The sequence below is a fragment of the Variovorax sp. LjRoot130 genome (assembly GCF_964253755.1).
GTDB lineage: Bacteria > Pseudomonadota > Gammaproteobacteria > Burkholderiales > Burkholderiaceae_C > Variovorax.
Window position 1 is genome coordinate 5,401,776 of the sequence record NZ_CAXURM020000001.1, and the last position, 18,774, is coordinate 5,420,549.

Annotated in this window: 19 protein-coding genes; 8 read left to right on the forward strand and 11 right to left on the reverse strand. The window is 68.5% G+C overall.

The annotated features are described in order from the left end of the window. Nucleotides 1–2 precede the first annotated feature (2 nt). The 6 genes from gudD (at nt 3) to ACSQ86_RS26800 (ending at nt 4,801) form a co-directional block, all read left to right on the forward strand. Nucleotides 3–1,337 (forward strand): glucarate dehydratase, encoded by a 1,335-nt coding sequence (gudD, locus tag ACSQ86_RS26775; RefSeq protein WP_436305788.1) that lies wholly within the window; start codon nt 3–5, stop codon nt 1,335–1,337. Between the two features lie 22 nt (nt 1,338–1,359). Then, nucleotides 1,360–2,151 (forward strand): HpcH/HpaI aldolase family protein, encoded by a 792-nt coding sequence (locus ACSQ86_RS26780; RefSeq protein ID WP_436309939.1) that lies wholly within the window; start codon nt 1,360–1,362, stop codon nt 2,149–2,151. A gap of 15 nt (nt 2,152–2,166) precedes the next feature. After that, on the forward strand, nt 2,167–3,051 hold the full coding sequence (locus ACSQ86_RS26785; RefSeq protein WP_436305790.1) for a 2-hydroxy-3-oxopropionate reductase: 885 nt from the start codon (nt 2,167–2,169) through the stop codon (nt 3,049–3,051). A gap of 46 nt (nt 3,052–3,097) precedes the next feature. Next, the gene (locus ACSQ86_RS26790) at nt 3,098–4,150 is read left to right on the forward strand and encodes an SMP-30/gluconolactonase/LRE family protein (protein ID WP_436305791.1); all 1,053 of its coding nucleotides are present in this window, start codon (nt 3,098–3,100) and stop codon (nt 4,148–4,150) included. Between the two features lie 91 nt (nt 4,151–4,241). Then, entirely contained in the window at nt 4,242–4,544 is a 303-nt protein-coding gene (locus ACSQ86_RS26795) for a hypothetical protein (RefSeq protein WP_436309940.1), read from the forward strand. Nucleotides 4,545–4,552: 8 nt separating this feature from the next. Continuing rightward, nucleotides 4,553–4,801, forward strand: a complete 249-nt coding sequence (locus ACSQ86_RS26800; protein ID WP_436309941.1) for a hypothetical protein — start codon at nt 4,553–4,555, stop codon at nt 4,799–4,801. A gap of 9 nt (nt 4,802–4,810) precedes the next feature. Here the strand turns inward: ACSQ86_RS26800 and ACSQ86_RS26805 are convergent, their stop codons facing one another. The 4 genes from ACSQ86_RS26805 to ACSQ86_RS26820 form a co-directional block, all read right to left on the reverse strand. Next, nucleotides 4,811–5,812 carry a S1C family serine protease gene (locus ACSQ86_RS26805; RefSeq protein WP_436309942.1) on the reverse strand — a complete coding sequence of 334 codons (1,002 nt, stop codon included), beginning with the start codon at nt 5,810–5,812 and terminating at the stop codon, nt 4,811–4,813. Between the two features lie 64 nt (nt 5,813–5,876). After that, nucleotides 5,877–6,716, reverse strand: a complete 840-nt coding sequence (locus ACSQ86_RS26810) for a pirin family protein (RefSeq protein ID WP_436309943.1) — start codon at nt 6,714–6,716, stop codon at nt 5,877–5,879. After that, on the reverse strand, nt 6,713–7,300 hold the full coding sequence (locus tag ACSQ86_RS26815; RefSeq protein WP_436293965.1) for an NADPH-dependent FMN reductase: 588 nt from the start codon (nt 7,298–7,300) through the stop codon (nt 6,713–6,715). Before ACSQ86_RS26815 ends, ACSQ86_RS26810 begins: the two co-directional genes overlap by 4 nt. A 38-nt stretch (nt 7,301–7,338) precedes the next feature. Next, the gene (locus tag ACSQ86_RS26820; protein WP_436309944.1) at nt 7,339–7,716 is read right to left on the reverse strand and encodes a DoxX family protein; all 378 of its coding nucleotides are present in this window, start codon (nt 7,714–7,716) and stop codon (nt 7,339–7,341) included. Nucleotides 7,717–7,845: 129 nt separating this feature from the next. On the opposite strand from ACSQ86_RS26820, the gene ACSQ86_RS26825 reads away from it, so the two are divergent. After that, nucleotides 7,846–8,766 carry a LysR family transcriptional regulator gene (locus tag ACSQ86_RS26825; protein WP_436309945.1) on the forward strand — a complete coding sequence of 307 codons (921 nt, stop codon included), beginning with the start codon at nt 7,846–7,848 and terminating at the stop codon, nt 8,764–8,766. Here ACSQ86_RS26825 and katE read toward each other — a convergent pair. Then, nucleotides 8,763–10,943 carry a catalase HPII gene (gene katE / locus ACSQ86_RS26830; protein ID WP_436309946.1) on the reverse strand — a complete coding sequence of 727 codons (2,181 nt, stop codon included), beginning with the start codon at nt 10,941–10,943 and terminating at the stop codon, nt 8,763–8,765. The genes ACSQ86_RS26825 and katE overlap by 4 nt on opposite strands. Before the next feature lie 49 nt (nt 10,944–10,992). Next, complete coding sequence (locus ACSQ86_RS26835) at nt 10,993–11,139, reverse strand: hypothetical protein (protein ID WP_436309947.1); 147 nt, start codon at nt 11,137–11,139, stop codon at nt 10,993–10,995. A 303-nt stretch (nt 11,140–11,442) separates the two neighbouring features. On the opposite strand from ACSQ86_RS26835, the gene ACSQ86_RS26840 reads away from it, so the two are divergent. After that, entirely contained in the window at nt 11,443–12,258 is an 816-nt protein-coding gene (locus tag ACSQ86_RS26840) for a transglutaminase-like domain-containing protein (RefSeq protein WP_436305801.1), read from the forward strand. Nucleotides 12,259–12,262: 4 nt separating this feature from the next. Here ACSQ86_RS26840 and ligD read toward each other — a convergent pair whose 3' ends face one another. The 5 genes from ligD to ACSQ86_RS26865 all read right to left on the reverse strand — a co-directional run bounded on the left by ligD (nt 12,263) and on the right by ACSQ86_RS26865 (nt 18,759). Continuing rightward, a complete protein-coding gene (ligD, locus tag ACSQ86_RS26845) occupies nt 12,263–14,803 on the reverse strand; it encodes a DNA ligase D (protein ID WP_436309948.1) in 2,541 nt (846 codons plus the stop codon). Nucleotides 14,804–14,811: 8 nt separating this feature from the next. Continuing rightward, entirely contained in the window at nt 14,812–15,765 is a 954-nt protein-coding gene (locus ACSQ86_RS26850; protein ID WP_436293959.1) for a Ku protein, read from the reverse strand. An 80-nt stretch (nt 15,766–15,845) separates the two neighbouring features. After that, nucleotides 15,846–16,670, reverse strand: coding sequence for an amidohydrolase family protein (locus tag ACSQ86_RS26855; protein ID WP_436309949.1), 825 nt, complete (start codon nt 16,668–16,670; stop codon nt 15,846–15,848). Next, complete coding sequence (locus tag ACSQ86_RS26860) at nt 16,667–17,665, reverse strand: hydroxyacid dehydrogenase (RefSeq protein WP_436309950.1); 999 nt, start codon at nt 17,663–17,665, stop codon at nt 16,667–16,669. The genes ACSQ86_RS26855 and ACSQ86_RS26860 overlap by 4 nt, the downstream gene beginning before the upstream one ends. Then, on the reverse strand, nt 17,662–18,759 hold the full coding sequence (locus ACSQ86_RS26865; protein WP_436309951.1) for a LacI family DNA-binding transcriptional regulator: 1,098 nt from the start codon (nt 18,757–18,759) through the stop codon (nt 17,662–17,664). The genes ACSQ86_RS26860 and ACSQ86_RS26865 overlap by 4 nt, the downstream gene beginning before the upstream one ends. Between the last annotated feature and the right edge of the window lie 15 nt (nt 18,760–18,774).

The window sequence follows — 18,774 nt, forward strand, 5'->3', positions numbered from 1 at the left end:
CCATGCCCCTCAACGCCACCCCCCTGATCACCGAACTGCGCGTGATCCCCGTCGCCGGCCGCGACAGCATGCTCTTGAACCTGAGCGGCGCCCACGGCCCCTTCTTCACCCGCAATTTGCTGATCCTGACCGACAACGCCGGCCGCACCGGCGTCGGCGAGGTGCCCGGCGGCGAGAAGATCCGCCAGACGCTCGAAGATGCACGGCCGCTGGTCGTCGGCCAGCCGATCGGCGCGCACCAGCGCGTGCTGCAGCACATGGGCAAGCAGTTCGCCGATCGCGATGCCGGCGGCCGCGGCCTGCAGACCTTCGACCTGCGCACCACGATCCACGCGGTGACCGCGGTCGAATCGGCGCTGCTCGACCTGCTGGGCCAGCACCTGGACGTGCCGGTCGCCGCGCTGCTCGGCGAAGGCCAGCAGCGCGAGGCGGTCGAGATGCTGGGCTACCTGTTCTACGTCGGCGACCGCGACAAGAGCGATCTGCCCTATGCGCGCGAAGCCGATGCCGGCAACGACTGGTTCCGCCTGCGCCACGAGAAGGCGATGACGCCCGAGGCCATCGTGCGCTTGGCCGAAGCGGTGCGCGAGCGCTACGGCTTCAACGATTTCAAGCTCAAGGGCGGCGTGCTGCGCGGTGAGGAAGAGATCGAGGCCGTGACCGCGCTGCACGAGCGCTTTCCGCAGGCGCGCGTCACGCTGGACCCCAACGGCGGCTGGCTGCTGAAGGACGCGATCCGGCTCATGCGCGACATGCGCGGCGTGGTCGCCTATGCCGAAGACCCCTGCGGCGCCGAAGAAGGTTTCTCCGGCCGCGAGGTGATGGCCGAGTTCCGGCGCGCCACCGGCCTGCCGACCGCCACCAACATGATCGCCACCGACTGGCGCCAGATGAGCCATGCGCTCGCGCTGCAGTCGGTCGACATCCCGCTGGCCGATCCGCATTTCTGGACCATGGCCGGCTCGGTGCGCGTGGCGCAGACCTGCCGCGACTGGGGCCTCACCTGGGGTTCGCATTCGAACAACCATTTCGACGTCTCGCTCGCCATGTTCACGCACGTGGGCGCCGCCGCGCCCGGCCGCGTGACCGCGATCGACACGCACTGGATCTGGCAGGACGGCCAGCGCCTCACCAAGGAGCCGCTGCAGATCCAGGGCGGCCTGGTGCAGGTGCCGAAGAAGCCGGGCCTGGGCATCGAGCTCGACATGGCCGAGGTCGAGAAGGCGCATCAGCTCTACCAGCAGCACGGGCTGGGTTCGCGCGACGACGCCGTCGCGATGCAAGCCCTCATCCCCGGCTGGAAATTCGACCCCAAGCGGCCGGCCTTCGACCGTTAGCCAAACCAACCAAGGACGCCCCATGAGAGAAAACCGCCTGCGCACGCTGTGGAAATCCGGTGGGGCTGCCGTCAACGGCTGGCTCGCCATACCGAACAGCTTCTCCGCCGAGACCATGGCCCACCAGGGCTGGGACTCGCTGACCATCGACCTGCAGCACGGCGTGGTCGACTACCAGGCCATGCTCCCCATGCTGCAGGCGATCTCGACCACCAACACGGTGCCCGTGGTGCGCGTGCCGTGGCTGGAGCCGGGCATCCTCATGAAGACGCTGGACGCCGGCGCCTACGGCGTGATCTGCCCGATGGTCAACACGCGCGAGGACGCGCAGCGGCTGGTGGCCTACACACACTACGCGCCGCGCGGCACGCGCAGCTTCGGCCCGGTGCGCGCGCTGCTCTACGGCGGCGCCGACTATCCGCAGCATGCCAACGACACCATCGTGACCTTCGCGATGATCGAGACGGCACAGGCGCTCGACAACCTGGACGACATCCTCTCGGTCGAAGGGCTGGATGCGGTGTACATCGGCCCGTCGGACCTCTCGCTCGCGCTCGGCTGCCGTCCCGTCTTCGACGACGTGGACCCGCCGGTCGCGCAGGCCATCGACCACATCCTCGAACGGGCCAAGGCGCACGGCCTGGTCGCCGGCATCCACAACGGCAGGCCCGACGTGGCGCTGGCGCGCATTGCCAAGGGCTTCCAGTTCGTCACCGTGAGTTCGGACGCGCGGCTCATGGCCGCGGGCGCCCAGCAGATGCTCGCAGCGATGCGGGCCACGCCGGCGCCTGCGGCATCTTCTTCCACCTACTGAACCAAGGAAATCGAAATGAAAGTCGGATTCATCGGCCTCGGCATCATGGGCGCGCCGATGGCGCAGAACCTCCTGGCCGCCGGCCACGAGATGTTCGTGCGCACGCGCAGCAAGGTGCCCGAGGCGCTGGCCAAGGCCACGCAGTGCAAAACCAACGCCGACGTCGCGCGCGCCGCCGATGTCATCGTGCTCATGCTGCCGGACACGCCCGATGTCGAGTCGGTGCTGTTCGGCAAGGACGGCGTCGCCGACGGCCTGAGCGCCGGCAAGACGGTGATGGACATGAGCAGCATCTCGCCCATCGAGACCAAGGCCTTCGCCAGCAAGATCAACGCGCTCGGCTGCGAGTACCTCGACGCGCCGGTCTCCGGCGGCGAAGTCGGCGCCAAGGCCGCCAGCCTGACCATCATGTGCGGCGGCTCCGAAGCCACCTTCGACAAGGTGAAGCCGCTGCTTGAAGCCATGGGCAAGAACATCACGCTGGTCGGTGGCAACGGCGACGGCCAGACCACCAAGGTGGCCAACCAGATCATCGTCGCGCTCAACATCGCCGCGGTCGGCGAGGCGCTGCTGTTCGCGAGCAAGGCCGGCGCCGATCCGGCCAAGGTGCGGCAGGCGCTGATGGGCGGCTTCGCGGCCAGCCGCATCCTCGAAGTGCATGGCGAACGCATGATCAAGCGCACCTTCAACCCGGGCTTCCGCATCGCGCTGCACCAGAAGGACCTGAGCCTCGCGCTTGCCGGTGCCAAGTCGATGGGCGTCGCGCTGCCGCAGACGGCTTCGGCCGCGCAGCTGATGCAGTCTTGCGCCGCCCACGGCTGGGACCAGCTCGATCATTCGGCGCTGGTCAAGGCGCTGGAGCAGATGGCGGCGCACGAGGTAGCGAACCCGCAGACCTGAAGCCGCATCGCGCCGCCGACGAAGAACAACAACCCTGGAGACGAGCATGCAAGAACAACAAGGCGCGAGCGCGCGCCGCGCTTTCCTGAAGACGGCCGCGGGCAGCACGCTGGCCGCGCTCGGCGGCACCGCCGCCGCGCAGGCCTTCGACTTCAAGCCCAGCCAGCGCTACCCCGATCCGGCGGTGCAGGTGCTGGACCCGAGCTTCGGCAAGTACCGCATCTACAGCAGCACGGTCGAACAACTGGGCACCGGCATGCGCTGGGCCGAAGGCCCGGTGTGGTTCGGCGACGGACGCTATCTGCTGGTGAGCGACATCCCCAACAACCGCATCATGCGTTTCGACGAGGCCACCGGGACTTTCGGCGTGTTTCGCCAGCCGTCCAACTTTTCCAACGGCCTGGCGCGTGACCGGCAGGGGCGGCTGCTGGCCTGCGAACACCTGACCCGGCGCATCACGCGCACCGAGTACGACGGCAGGATCACCGTGCTGGCCGACAGCTTCAACGGCAAGAAGCTCAACTCGCCCAACGACATCGTGTGCAAGTCCGACGGCTCCATCTGGTTCACCGATCCGCCCTTCGGCATCGGCGGCAACTGGGAGGGCGACAAGGCCGCCTCCGAACTGCCGCACTCCGTCTACCGCATCGCGCCGGACGGCAAGATCGGCCTCGTCACCGCCGACCTGAACGGCCCCAACGGCCTGGCCTTCTCGCCCGACGAGAAGAAGCTCTACATCGTCGAGGGACGCGCCCAGCCCCACCGCGTGATCTGGAGCTACGACGTCGGCAGCGGCGCCAGCCTGTCCAACAAGACCCGGCTGGTGGACGCCAACGGGCCCGGTTCGATCGACGGCTTCAAGGTCGACGTCGACGGCAACCTGTGGTGCGGCTGGGGCAGCAACGGCGCGCCCGGCGCAAACCCAGCGGACCTGGACGGCGTGATGGTGTTCAACCCGCAGGGCAAGGCGATCGGTTTCATCCGCCTGCCGGAGCGCTGTGCGAACCTCAGTTTCGGCGGGGCCAAGAACAACCGGCTTTACATGGCAAGTTGCCACTCGCTTTATGCGCTCTATGTGGAAACGCATGGCGCGGCTTGAATGGCGACCGGAGCAAGTCTTCGTTAAGAAGTAAGTAAAAAGCTCTTGAAATACCTTGTTACGGCGTGCACAGATAGGCACAATGTATTACATGAAACGTCAAAACCTCTCCCAACCGCGGTGGTCCCCCGAGGGGCTGCTCAGTCTCTTGCGCGCCAGCCTGCCGCCTGCGGGGTCCGGGGCGACCCCACTCCCTGCGCCCCCGGCGCGCCTCGACAGCCGTCAGCTGACCGAGGTGGCCAGCCAGTGGCGCAGGCGTTCGGAGTCGGGCGACGAAGGGGCAGAATCCGTGGCGGCCGCACTGGACTACATCGCCACGCGCCGCGCGCGGGAAAGAGGCGAGCGGATCCAGGCGATGGGAAAGCGGCTTTCGCAACTGATGCAACTGAGTTGAGGCGCGCCATGAAGACCCAGGCCGAAGCCATTCGCGAAGGCTACGAAGTCGATCTGTCCGGACCCGGCCGGCCGTTGGGAGCGCGAGGTAGATACCCCGACTACGAAATGATCCCCTTGCTGACCGACATGGAAGCGGAACTGCTCAACACGCTGAGCCTGGTGCGCGAGATGCTCGCCGAAGGCCCGCCCAGCAAGGATGCCCAGCAGGGCGTGGTGCTCGCGATCGACGGCCTGCTTTCCGTCGCGCGCGCCTGAGCGGCACCCTCAGCGCCGCGCGGCCGCCGACTGCACGCGCTCCTGCGCCGTGACCGTGCGTGTCACGAGCCGCCCTTCCCGCAGCAGCGACACCTGGACCGGCCGCCCGATGCGCTCCGCATTGAGCAATCGCAAGAGATCGTCCGCACCGGCGATCGTCACGCTTTCCAGCGCGACGAGGATGTCGCCCACCCTCAGCCCTGCCAGGTCCGCGGGGCCGCCGGCCTGCACTTCGCCGATGCGCACCGCGTTGGCGCCCGCATGAATGGCCAGGGCCACGCGCCGCGCCAGCGGCACCGTCTGCGCCGCGATGCCGAGATGCGCGCGCCGAACCCGGCCATGGGCGATGAATTCGCCGATCACGAAGCGGGCCGTGTTGCTGGAGACGGCGAAGGCGAGCCCCTGCGCGCCAGCGATCATGGCGGTGTTGATGCCGACCACCTGGCCCGACGCAGCCACCAGTGCGCCGCCGGAGTTGCCCGGGTTGAGCGCCGCGTCGGTCTGGATGACATCGTCGATCAGGTGCCCGCTTTGCGAGCGCAGCGAGCGGCCCAGCGCCGAGACGATGCCGGCCGTGACGGTGGATTCGAAGCCCAGCGGATTGCCGATGCCCACCACCAGGTGGCCGCGCTTCAGCACCTTCGAATCGCCCAGCGTCGCAGTCGCGGCGCCGCGCGGGAGTTCGACGCGCAGCAGCGCCAGGTCGGTGGCCGGATCGTCGCCGAGCACCTCGGCCTCCCGGTCGCCGCCTTCGGCCAGCCCGACACGCACGCGCCGCGCCGCTGCCACCACATGGCTGTTGGTGAGCACCAGCCCGTCGCCGGCGATGACCACGCCGGATCCGAGGCCGCCGCCGCGCCGGCCGGGCGCTGCGCTTTGCACCCGCACGACGGCCGGTCCGGCGCTGTCGGCCACTGCGGCGACCGCGCGCGAGTAGGCGTCGATCAGGGCGTCCTGGGCCGGCTCGGGGCCGGTGCCTTCCGTGTTGAGCATGGCTTCAGATGGCTTCATTGTGTGAAGCCACAAGGGGCTGAAGCCACTGCCCGGATGGGCAGGTACCCGCTCGCAGCGTCGATCAGCCCAGCCGCCCCTCCTCCCGCAGCCGCGCGCCGATGCGTCGGATCCCGGCCTCGCCCTGATCGAGCGCCGCCTTGCTCGTGTGCACCGAGTAGTAGCCCATCACCAGTTCGTGCGGATGCTTCACGGCCGAGCCCAGAACGAAGGCCGTGTCGCCGTGGGCCACGAAGTCGATGGCGTCACCGGATTCCTCGAACATCGCGAGCTCGCCGGTAACGACCGGTCCACCCGCATCAAGCCCGCCCGCATTGACCGCGACCCAGCCCACCGTGTGGCCGGCGGGCGGCGTGTAGCGCCAGCGCTCGCCGTCTTTCAAGCGCACGGCCAGATAGTTCATCGACGCCGGCGCCGGAATGGCGCTTTGCGCCTTGCCGTAGCGCCCGAGGAGCACGCGCACCGGGCCCTCTTGCGGCACCTGCGAGGGCGCGAGGTAGAGGCTCTGGGCCGGTGCGTTCTCTTCCGAAGCGGGCAACGCCACCCAGAGCTGGAAGCCCAGGACCGGCGAGTTGCCGACCGGCGCGCCGGTGTGCCACACGCCGTTGCCGGCGCGCATCCACTCCACGCCGCCAGCGGGCAGCACACCCTTCTTGCCGGTCGTGTCTTCATAGCCCACTTCGCCTTCGATCATGAAGGTCAGCGTCGCGATGCCCGAGTGCGGGTGCATGCCGAAGCCCTTGTAGCCGGGCTCGGGCTGGAAGCCGAAGAGGTCGAGAAAGACGAAGGGCTTGAGAAACTCGCCGAGGTCGCCCGGACTCACGAGCCGCGTGATCGGCCCGTGCGTGCTGCCGCTTGTGCGGTAGACGATGGCACGGGCTTCGGTGGCAACGTCGGTCGTCATACCGCTTCCCTCGCCGACTTCAGCGCCTTCGCCCACCAGGCCATGTCGTCCAGCAACCCGTTGGCGGCCTGCGCCAGGTGCGGAAAGTCTTCGAAGCTCTTGCCCTGCTGCCAGATGCCGAGGAACTCCACCATGCCGATGTGAACGGCATTGCGCACCGGCGCCATCTGAAGCTCGGTAGCCACCAGCCGAAGCTGCTCGACGGCACGTGCCGCGCCCACGCCGCCATAGCCCACGAAGCCGATCGGCTTGCGGATGAATTCCTTGTACGCGTAGTCGAAGGCGTTCTTCAGCACCGCGCTCGGGCCGTGGTTGTACTCGGGCGTGACCACGATCAGGCCGTCGGTTGTCGCGAGCTTGTCGGCCCAGCGCCGCGCGGCCTCGTTCTTCGCCGGCGCCCAGGCCGGCGACATCGGCTCGTTGAAGAAAGGCAGCGGGTGATCGCGCAGGTCGATCAGCTCGAAGGCGAGGTCGGTGCGCTGCCTGGCGATCTCGTGGATCCAGTGCGCGGGCTTTTCGCCGAAGCGGCCTTCGCGGGTCGAGCCGATGACGATGCCGATGCGGGGTTGTTGCTGTTGGGTCATGGGTACTTCTGACAAATTGATGAGGGGAAATGAAAGGGTCAGCCCGCCGCCAAGAGCGAGACGGGCCGCAGCCGCCAGGCCACGAAGGCAGCGAGCGCACCGAGCACCACGGCCGGCGCGGGATTGCCGCCGATCAGCACCACGTGCGTCGCCGCCGCACCGACCATGGTTGCGGCGAGCAGCAGGCCGCCGAAGAAGCCGGTTGCAGGTACGAGCAGCAGCACGGCGCCCACGACTTCGACCGCGCCCGTCAGGTAACGAAACCACTGGCCGAAGCCGATGGCATCGAACACCTGGACCATCTGCGGCACGCCGGCCAGCTTGGAGAGGCCAGCCGCGCCGAAAGCCAGCGCCAGAAGAATGCGAACGCCCCAGACGATGCGGCGCTGCGTGGGGGAAACCGGAAAAAAAGCCATGGAAAGAGGTGTCCTTGCGTGTGCGTTGAGGCGTGGGAGCCCGATGCGCAGAAGATTAGGGTCGCACCCATTGATCGACTAGACGGCACAATCGGATTGCACTCGTCCACAGATAGAAGGAATCGCCTCGTGTTCGACCTGAACGACATCGCCATGTTTGTGCAGGTGGTGCGCTGCGGCAGCTTTGCCGAGGCGGCGCGGCGGCTGGGCGTGCCGCCCAACACCGTGAGCCGGCGCATCCAGCAGCTCGAAGCCCGGCTCGGCACGCGGCTGATGCAACGCTCCACCCGCAAGCTCACGCTCACCAGCGCCGGCCAGGCCTTCCACGAGCGCTGCGCAGGTGCGGTCGACGGGCTGGTCGAAGCCGGCCAGGCGTTGTTGACGGGCAGCCAGGAACCCAGTGGCCTGGTGCGCGTGGCGGCGACAGCCGATTTCTTCGACTTCTTTCCGATGGAGTGGGTGGCCGACTTTCTGGCCGCGCATCCGCTGGTGCGGCTCGACTTCGTGCTCAGTGATGCCAAGGCCGATCTGATTGCCGAGCAGATCGACGTCGCGTTTCGCGGCGGCCCGCTGCGCGACTCGGGCTATGTCGGCCGCCGGCTCCTCGGCGCCCGCAGCGGCGGCATGGTGGCCAGCCCCGCCTACATCGCCGCGCGCGGCGCGCCCGCCACGCTGCAAGACCTGGCGAACCACGACTGCGTGAGCGCCGCCCACCCCAGCGGCCGCACCACCTGGCGCCTGGCCGGCCCCGATGGGGTGCAGGAGGAAGTGCAGGTCGCCGGCCGCTTCAGCGGCAACACGGCCCAGGCGCTGCGCAAAGCCACCCTGGCCGGCCTCGGCATCGCGCTGCTGCCGCCCGCCATGGCCAGGCTCGACATTCAGGCCGGCCTGCTCGTGCCGGTCCTGCCGCAATACCAGCGCACCAGCCAAGGCCTGAGCGTGCTCTACCCGAGCCGGCGGCACCTGCCGCTGGCGGTGTCGGCGTTCATCGGGTTGGTGTTGGAGAAGCTGAGTGCGGTAGAGACGTTGCCGGAGGTGCTCCGGTCCTAGGCCGGCACGCCGTCCACGTTCGCCCGGTCCCAGTGCCGGTGCTTCGCGATCGCCGCAATGAAGTCCTGCGCGATCTGCGTGGCGGCGCTGGTGTCGCCCAGGTTGGTGGTGGGCGTCGCGGCCACCACCACGCCGGCCGGCGCCTTGCCCGGGTCGGCGCCGACGCCCAGCGTCGCCAGCAGCTTCACGCCCTCGCCCACCGTGCAGATGGCCTTGCAGTGCTTGTAGGCCTCGAGCACGAAATGCAGCGCATCGCCGTTGCGCGCCAGCGCCTCGGCGCCCTGCGCGCCGGCCGGCACGAGCACGGCGTCGAACATCACCGAAGGCATATTGGCGAAGGTGGCATCGACACCGAGCTGGCGCCTGGATGCGCTCGCGACAGTGCCGAGCCGCGGGCCGACCACCTTGCACTGCGCGCCAGCCTGTTCGAGGGCTTCGCGGATCGGCTTCAGCGAGGCCGAGTCGATGCCGTCCATCACCAGGATCGCCACCTTGCGCGTCTTGATCGAGCCATCGCCGGTGTCCGCCATGCTGAGCGCGCGCGATTCCTCGATCGGCAGCGTCATGCGGTGTTCGCGATAACCGGCCCGGCCCGCGGCCGCCTTGGCATCGGGGGCGTCGATGCCCAGCGGCTCGGCCACGCGGCGCGCGAGCTTCTCGTCGACGTGCGCGAGGTTGTCCACCATGCGCTGGCGTATCGCCGGCGCCTCGACCTTCGAGAGCTCGAAGCGGAAGGCCGCGATGATGTGCTCCTTCTCGGCCGCGCTCTGGCTGTTGAAGAACAGCCGCGCCTGCGTGAAGTGGTCGTCGAAGGAGGGGCTGCGGCGCCGCAGCTTGGGCGGGTCGATTTCCTCGGGAAAGGACTGGAAGCCGCCGCTCGCGCCGTCGATGCGGAACTCCTTGCCGTCGAGGAGCGAGTGCGGTTCGTAGGCCACCTTGCCGCGCGCGATGGTCTGGCGGTGCATGCCGTCGCGCTGGAAGTTGTGGAAGGGGCAGACGCTCCTGTTGATCGGCAGCTCGTGGAAGTTGGCGCCGCCCAGGCGCGAGATCTGCGTGTCGGTGTAGGAGAACAGGCGGCCCTGCAGCAGCGGATCGTTCGTGAAATCGATGCCCGGCACCACGTGGCCCGGGTGGAAGGCCACCTGCTCGGTCTCGGCGAAGAAATTGTCGGGGTTGCGGTTGAGCACCAGGCGGCCGATGCGCTGCACCGGCACCATCTCCTCGGGCACGATCTTGGTCGGGTCGAGCAGATCGAAGCCGAAGGCATGCTCCTTGTCCTGCGGAATCAGCTGCACGCCCAGCTCCCACTCGGGGAAATCGCCGCGCTCGATGGCCTCCCACAGATCGCGCCGGTGGAAGTCGGCATCCTTGCCGGCGATCTTCTGCGCCTCGTCCCAGGCCAGCCCGTGGATGCCGAGCTTGGGCTTCCAGTGGAACTTGACGAAATGGCTCTCGCCGCGCGCATTGATGAAGCGGAAAGTGTGGACGCCGAAGCCTTCCATCATGCGCAGGCTGCGCGGGATCGCGCGATCCGACATGATCCACATCAGCATGTGGGTGGTCTCGGGCATCAGCGAGGCGAAGTCCCAGAAGGTGTCGTGGGCGCTCGCGGCCTGCGGCATCTCGTGGTGCGGTTCGGGCTTGACGGCGTGGATCAGGTCGGGGAACTTGATCGCATCCTGGATGAAGAATACCGGGATGTTGTTGCCCACCAGGTCGTAGTTGCCCTCGCGCGTGTAGAACTTGACCGCGAAGCCCCGCACGTCGCGCACCGTGTCGGCCGAGCCGCGCGAACCCGCCACGGTCGAGAAGCGCACGAAAACGGGCGTGCGGATCGCCGGGTCCTGCAGGAAATCGGCAGAGGTGAACTGCGACATCGACTTGTAGACCTCGAAGTAGCCGTGCGCCGCCTCGCCGCGTGCATGCACCACGCGCTCGGGAATGCGCTCGTGGTCGAAGTGCGTGATCTTCTCGCGCAGGATGAAGTCTTCGAGCAGCGTCGGCCCGCGCGCGCCCGCCTTCAGCGAGTTGTGGTTGTCCGGGATCTGCAGGCCCTGATTGGTGCTGAGCTGCGGGGTGTTGTCGCTCGTGAAGGCAGCCAATTGTTCCTGCTTGGCATTGCTGCCGTCCCCCGGCTTGGGGCGACGGGCGGCGGCCGCCTTGTTCTGTGGCGTCATCGAGATTCCTTCGTTCTCTTGGAATGCGGCGCCTCGAAGCGCCGCAGGATCAGCGGGCTTCCGCGTCGAAGAGCACGTCCAGTGCGCTGACCACCGCCACGAGTCCGACGACGCCGGCCGCAGCCGCTATGGCCCAGAACAGGACATCGTCGATCCAGGCATCTCCGAGCGCGCCAAACAGTGAGGAAAGCTCCATGATTCGCTCCAGATCATCGTTGCGGGACGGTTCGACAGGCGCTGCATGCCGGCTGCGAGCAAGCCATGAGCTTAGATTTGGCACCGCGCAAACCCCGTAGTGGCCGCGCGCTCCGGCGTGTGGGAGCGGCGAGGAGTACACAGTAGGACCGCGCTGACGGCTTTGTGGGCTTGCCTACGCCGCTTCGCGTACCCATCTATGCCCGCCAGCCGCGGCGGGCTATAGGATGAAGCGGCTGCGCTCGGCACCAAACCTGCTTGTGCGGCATCACACTTCTGACCTTCGCAACCGGCCCGCGCCACCATGCTCATCAAAATCGGTTTCGACATCGAACTCGGCGTCACGGCGCCCACGGCGTTGCTCTACATGCTGCAGGTGCATCCTTCGCGCGCCGCCGACATCGCGGACGGCGAGCACATCACGATCAGTCCGCCGCTCTACACCGACCACTACCGCGACGCCTTCGACAACCATTGCGCGCGCGTGCAGGTGCCCGCCGGCGTGAGCAGCGTGCGTCTGCGCAACGAAGCGGTGGTCTTCGACACCGGCTGGGCCGACCCGATCGACCTGGGGGCCGTCGAGCACATGCCGGCCGATCTGCCGGTGGAAACGCTGCCCTTCCTGCTGCCCAGCCGCTACTGCGAGGTCGACAGCGAACTGCTGCAGTTCGCATGGAACACCTTCGGCCAGGTGCCCAAGGGCTGGCCGCTGGCGCAAGCCATCTGCGACTACGTGCACCAGCACCTGCGCTTCGACTACCAGCGTGCACGCGCCACGCGCACCGCACTCGAAGCGTGGCGCGAGCGCGTCGGCGTGTGCCGCGACTTCACCCACCTGGCGATCACGCTGTGCCGCTGCATGAACATTCCGGCGCGCTACGTGACCGGCTACCTCGGCGACATCGGCATTCCGCCCGTGCCCTACCCGATGGATTTCAGCGCCTGGTTCGAGATCTACCTCGGCGAGCGCTGGCACACCTTCGATGCGCGCCACAACACGCCGCGCATCGGCCGCATCACCATCGCGCGCGGCCGCGACGCAGCCGATGTGCCGATCACGATGGTGTTCGGGGAGAACACGCTGCAGCGCTTCGAGGTGACCACCGAGGAGGTGGTCTGAAGCTTCAGTCCGGCGCCGGCGCGTAGCCCAGCGTTTTCATCGCCGCGCCCAGGCCCTTTCGGCTCTTCTCCATCGCAGCCCACGGCTTGTTGCCGATGGCGATGCGCTCGCCGATGTTCCTGATCGTCCATTGCGAGGCGCTCTTCAGCTCGGGCAGCTCGTCCCATTCGAGCGGCACCGACACGCCCAGCCCCGGCCGCGAACGCGCCGACCAGGCGCTGACCGTGGTGGCGCCGAAGCCGTTGCGCAGGTAGTCGACGAAGATCTTGCCGACCCGGTTGCGCGGCCCGCTCTTGGCGACGAAGCGATCGGGGATGGTCTGCGCCAGGTGCTGGACCGCCGCCTGCGAGAAACCCTTGACCGCATCCCAGCCGTATTGGCGCCGGATCGGCACCAGCACGTGCAGGCCCTTGCCGCCGCTGGTCTTGAGGAAGGCCGGCAGGCCGAGTTCGGTGAGCAGCGTGCGCACCAGCATCGCGGCCTCCAGCATCTTCGACCAGTCGACGCCCTCGCCCGGGTCCAGGTCGAAGGTCATGCGGTCGGGCCGGTCGATGTCGTTGGAGGTGGCGTTCCAGGTGTGCAGCTCGATCACGTTCATCTGCGCGGCCGAGAGCAGGCCGCGCGCGGCATCGATCTGCAGCAGCGCTTCGTGCTCGGGATCGAGCGCCGGGTCCAGCAGCTTCACGCCCGGCAGCTCGCTCTGGTTGGCATGCTTCTGGAAGAACAGCTCGCCGCCCACGCCCTCGGGTGCGCGCACCAGTGCTACCGGCCGGCCCTTCAGATGCGGCAGCAGGAGCGCCGACACCTCGTGATAGAAGGCGACGAGCTCGCCCTTGGTGGTGCCGCTCTTCTTGTCGATCACGCGTTCGGCATGGGTGATGCGCAGGTCCATGGTGGGGCTCGCTCCTTTGTTGCTGCTGCTGCCGGCGCGCGCGGCGGCAGCCAGCTTGGGCGGCGCCTGCGCCTTCTCGCGGCGGATCTCGGTGGCCGGCTTGTCGGTGCGCAAGCCCAGGAAGACGGCCTGGCGCACGCGACCATCGCGCGTCCACTCGCCGAAGGAGATCTCGGCCACCAGCTTCGGCTTGACCCATTGCGCCTTGACGCCGGCGGGTCGCTCGTCGAAGGGGCAGTCGTCGCTCGCCAACTTGTCGAGCCGGGCCTTGATGTCCGCCAGGCGATCGGCGTCGAAGCCGGTGCCGACGTTGCCGCAGTACTTGAGCGCGCCCTGGTCGTCGCACACGCCGAGCAGCAGCGCGCCGAAACCCGTGCGCGCGCCCTTGGGTGCGGTGTAGCCGCCGATCACGAACTCCTGCCGCTGCTGGTTCTTGAGCTTGATCCAGGTCGGCGAGCGGCGCGAGACATAGCCCGAACCCTTCAGCTTGCCGATGATCCCCTCGAAGCCGAGCTGCGCGGACGACGCCAGCAGAGCGCGCGGCGCGGCCTCGAAGGCCTGCGAGAGCCGCAGCGACGCCGGCGGCTTCTTGCCCAGCAACTTCGCCAGCAACGCGCGGCGCTCTTCCACCGGCGTCTCGCGCAGGTCGCGGCCGTCGAGGAAGGGCGCATCGAAGAGCCAGTAGACGATCGATGAGGTGGCGCCGCGTTCGAAGGCGTTCTGCAGCGCCTGGAAATCCGGCGCACCGTTCTCGCCATGGACCACGATCTCGCCGTCCAGCCAGGCCGAACGCGTGGGCAGCTTCGCGAGCGCCTTCACCAGGCCGGGAAGCTTCGCGCTCCAGCCGTGGCCGTTGCGCGTGATGCATTGCACCTTGTCGCCGTCGATGCGCGCCAACAGGCGGTAGCCGTCGAACTTGAGTTCATAGAGCCAGTCGTCGGCCGCAGCGGGCGGCGCCGCGACCAGCGTGGCGAGCTGGGGTTCGAGGCTGCGCGGCGGCGCGGCCTTGGGTGCGGCTTTCGCCTTCTTCGCTGCAGGCGGCTGCTTCGTCGTCGTCTTTGCGACCGGCGGCACCGCGTCGTCGACGCCGCGGCCGCTCAGCACGCTGTCGGGCAGTTCTTCCACCACGTCGAAGTCGGCCAGCGGGCGCGCTTCATCGTCGTTCTCCTTGATCAGGAGCCAGGGCTCCTGCTTCTCGTCCTTGCCGCGCATGCGCACCAGCGTCCAATGGCCGCGCAGCTTGTCGCCGTACAGCTCGAACTTGAGCTTGCCCTCGGCCAGCCCCTGGCGCGCATCCCCCTCGGCCGCCCACTCGCCGCGGTCCCAGACGATCACCGTGCCGGCGCCGTACTGCTTGGGCGGAATGGTGCTTTCGAAGTCGGCGTACGAGACCGGATGGTCTTCCACGTGCACCGCCATGCGCTTGACGCTCGGATCGAGGCAGGGGCCCTTGGGCACGGCCCAGCTCTTGAGCGTGCCGTCGAGCTCGAGCCGGAAGTCGTAGTGCAGGCGGCTCGCATGGTGCTTCTGGACCACGAAGGAATGCGCGCCTCGGCTGCCGCGGCCGAGCTTGTGCGGCTCCGGCGTCTTCTTGAAATCGCGCTTGCCGTGATAGCGCGCCAGCGCTTCGCGCGCACTCGGTTTGCTCGCCACGCGCTGCCTCAGGCCGCCTTGTGGCGCGATGCGGACTTGCGGGCCGGCGCGCGCTTGCGGGCCGTGGCCTTGGCGGCCGGCTTGCGGGTCGGCTTGGCTTCTTCCGGCTCTTCCTCCTCGTCTTCAGCCGCCGCCTTGCCGCCCTTGCGCAGGCTGCGCTGCAGCAGCTCGGTGAGGTCGAGGATCTTCGCGCCAGAACGCCCTGCCTGTTCCTCGATCGGCTCGAGCTTCGTGACCTCCTCGGTCTGGCCCGCTTCGACCTTCTGGTCGACCAGCCGCATGATCTCGTCCTTGAACGAGTCCTTGAATTCATCGGGGTCCCAGTCCGAGCTCATGTCCTTGACCAGTTCCCCGGCCATCTTGAGTTCGCGCTCCGAAAGGCCCACCTGCTTGGCGCTTTCGGAAGGCAGGGGCAGGTCTTTCCATGGCCGGATGTCGGCACCCCAGCGCAGCAGGTTCAGCACCAGCCCCGGCCCCACCGGCACCAGCGCCGCGAGATGCTGCTTGGTCTGGATCACGACCCGGGCGACGCCGATGCGGCCGGCGCGCTTGAGCGTTTCGCGCAACAGCGCGTAGACCTTGCCGCCGCGGTTGATCGGCGCGACGTAGTAGGGCCGCTCGAGGTAGACGAAGGGAATGCTGTCGGCCGGCACGAAGGTCTCGATCTCGATGGTCTGCGTGGTCTTGGGGTAGGCGTCGGCGATTTCCTTGTCGCTCAGCACCACGTACTCGCCGTCCTCGTACTCGATGCCCTTCACGATCTGCTCGCGCGCGATCTCCTTGCCGGTCTTCTTGTTGACGCGCTTGTAGCCCACCGGGTCCATGGTGCGCTTGTCGAGCCAGTCGAAGTCGATGCTGTGGTCGACGGTGGCCGAGTACAACGCCACCGGGATGTGGACCAGGCCGAAACTGATGGCGCCCTTCCACAGGACGCGCGGTGCGGGGGTTTTGGATGTGGGCATGACGGCGATCCTCCGGAGCGCCACCGTAGGGCGGGCGGCCGGCGCCGCATGTAGGAACGCGGCGTTGCGCGTCGTAAGGCCTAGGCGGCGAAGCCGTAGAGCTCGGCCGGGTTGTCCACCAGCAGCTTGCGGCGCGCGGCTTCGCTGTCGAAGAGCGCCAGCGCCCAGTCGAGCAGGGCCGCATTGGAGGGCTCGGGCTTGACGTTGGGATGCGGCCAGTTGCTGGCCCAGACGCAGCGCTCGGGATAGCGCCGGGCCAGCAGGCGCGCGAGCGGCACTGCGTCGGCGTACGCGGGCGGGCCGCTCTTGGAGGTCTCGTAGGGCGCGGCCAGCTTGATCCAGCAGTTGCCCTTGTCGAGCAGGCGGCAGAGCGCGCCCACGGCCTCGCCGTCGAGCGCCACGGGTCCGAGGAACTTGCCGATGTGGTCAATGACGAAGCGCCCCGGCAGGCGCTCCAGCATCACCATGTGCTGCGGCAGCTCGCGCCCGTCGAGCTGCAGGTTGATGTGCCAGGCGAGCGGCGCGATCCGCGCGGCCATGCCCTCCAGACTGGACCAGGGCAGCAGGCCGCCCGACAACATCATGAAGCGCACGCCGCGCATGCCGGCACGGTGCAGGCGCTCGAGCTCGGCATCGGCCACCTCGGGCGGCACCACCGCGATGCCGCGCGCCTCGGCGCCCAGCTGCTCCAGCGCCGACAACGTGCAGCGGTTGTCGAAGCCGTAGCCCGTGGGCTGGACCACGATGGTGCGCGTGAGGCCGAGCGCCTGCTGCACCTCGCGGTAGGCCGAGGCCGGCGCATGCGGCGGCTTGAAGGTCGCGGTCGGCGCGAGCGGCCAGGCGTCTTCGTAGATGTGGACATGGCAATCGCAGGCGCCGGCGTAGTCGATGGGAGCAATCGTCATGCGGCAAGCCTCCATTGCGCAATCCGCGTGGCATGCGCCGCATTCACGGCGCCGGGCGGCATCTCGCCGCGCATCAGCGCGGCGATCTGGGACACGGTCTCGAGCGCCTGGTGCTCCACCGCCGGCAGCGTGAGCCCGCCGATGTGCGGCGTGGCGACGACGCGCGGATGGCGCGCGAGCGCCGGCGCGGGCATCTGGTCGGGCGCGCGCCCGACGTCGAGCGCGGCGCCGGCCAGGCGGCCGGATTCGAGCGCGGCCAGCAGGGCCTCGTCGTCAACCAGCTCGCCGCGCGCCGCATTGATGAAGAAGGCGCCCGCCTTCATGGCCGCGAAGGCTTCGGCGTTCATGAGCTTCTCGGTCTGCGCGTTGGCCGGCGCCAGGCAGACGACGAAGTCGGACTGCGCCAGCAGCGCCGGCAGCGCGACCTGCTCGCGCATCGGCTGCCTGGCGATCGGCTGCGGATCGTTGACCAACACGCGCATGCCGAATGCCTGCGCCAGGTCGCCGAGATAACGGCCGATCGCACCGAAGCCGATGATGCCCAGCGTCGACGCGCGCAACTGCCGGCCCATGAAGGGCGCCGGCGGCTCGCCGCGGTGATAGGCATGCGTGTAGCGCCCGATGCCGCGGGCGAGGTCGACCATCGCGGCGACGATCCACTCGGCAACCGCCGGCACGAAGCCCGGGCTGGCCTGCGTCACCAGCACGCCGTGCCGGCTCGCGGCCTGGACGTCGACGGTGCGGATGTCGACCGCGCACCGCACGAAGGCGGCCAACTGCGGCAGGTCGCGGAAGAGCGATTCGGGGCCGGGCGTCTGCCGGTACGCGATCAGCGCATCGCAGCCCTGCGCCGCGGCCACCAGTTCGGGCGTCGAGAGCTCGCGCGCCTCGGGATTGAAGCGCACTTCGGCGATCGCCTCCAGCGCCTGGGTGGCCTTGGGGCCGAAGTACTGCGCCAGCTTGTCGGCTGGATGCGTCACGAAAACGGTCGTCATGTGGCTGCCTTCTCGGGCTTGGTTTTTCTTGTGCTGCGGGGCCGGCCGGCCGCGGGCGGCGGCGGCGCGACGGACTCGCGTTCGATCAGTTGAACTTCGGTGAAGACCTGCTCGCGTTCGTCCTCGCCGGCCTCGCTCGGGTGCTGCATCACGCGCTCGACCATGGCGCGCGCCATCTCGCGCACCGGCAACTGCACCGTGCTCAGCATCGGGTTCGACAAGGTCGCGAGGAACAGGCCGTCGATGCCCACCACCGAAACCTCCTCCGGCACGCGCAGGCCGGCTTCGCGCAGTCCCGCCATCAGCCCAAGGGCCATCAGGTCGTTGAGCGCGACGATGCCTGTCGGATGCTCGGGCAGGCCTGCGATCTGCAGCGCGGTCGCGCGGCCGACCTCGGCGATCACCGAATCGCCGTATTCGTTGAGCGCGCCGCCGTCGAGCACCTGAGCACTCGCACGCAGGCCTGCGGCCTCGGCGGCGGCGAAGAAGCCGTCGATCTTGGCGCTGCGGCTCATGGTCATGCCGGCCACGGTGGCGAAGGCCAGGCGCCGGTGGCCCTTGTCGATCAAGTGCTGCGTCGCCAGGCGCGCGGCCTCGAAGTTGTCGGGCATCACGTGGCCCACCTTCGAAGGCTTGCCCGGCGTCGCGCTGCGGTCGTAGCTCACCACCACCATGCCGCGCTCCACCGCCGACTCGAAGTGGCGCTCGTCGGCCAGCGAGGAGATCACGATCACGCGCCGCACGCCGTGCGCCAGCAGGTCTTCGAAGAAGGCGCTTTCCTTCTCGCGGTCGCGGTAGGTGCTGCCGATCAGGAGGCGAAAGCCGAAGCGCTCCTGCGCGATGCTTTCGATCTCGCGCGCGATGTAGCCGTACATCGGGTTCGCCATCGACGGCACCAGCAGGCCCAGGAGCGGCGTCTGTCCGGTCTTCAGCTGCTGGGCCAGCTTGCTGGGCCGGAACTGCAGCGCCTGGATCGACGCCTCGACGCGCGCCAGCGTTTCGGCGCGCATGCGGTCGGTGCGGCCATTGAGCACGTTGGACACGGTGCTCACCGACACGGCGGCATGGCGGGCGACGTCCTGGATGGTGGTCATGAATTCGGTCTTCTC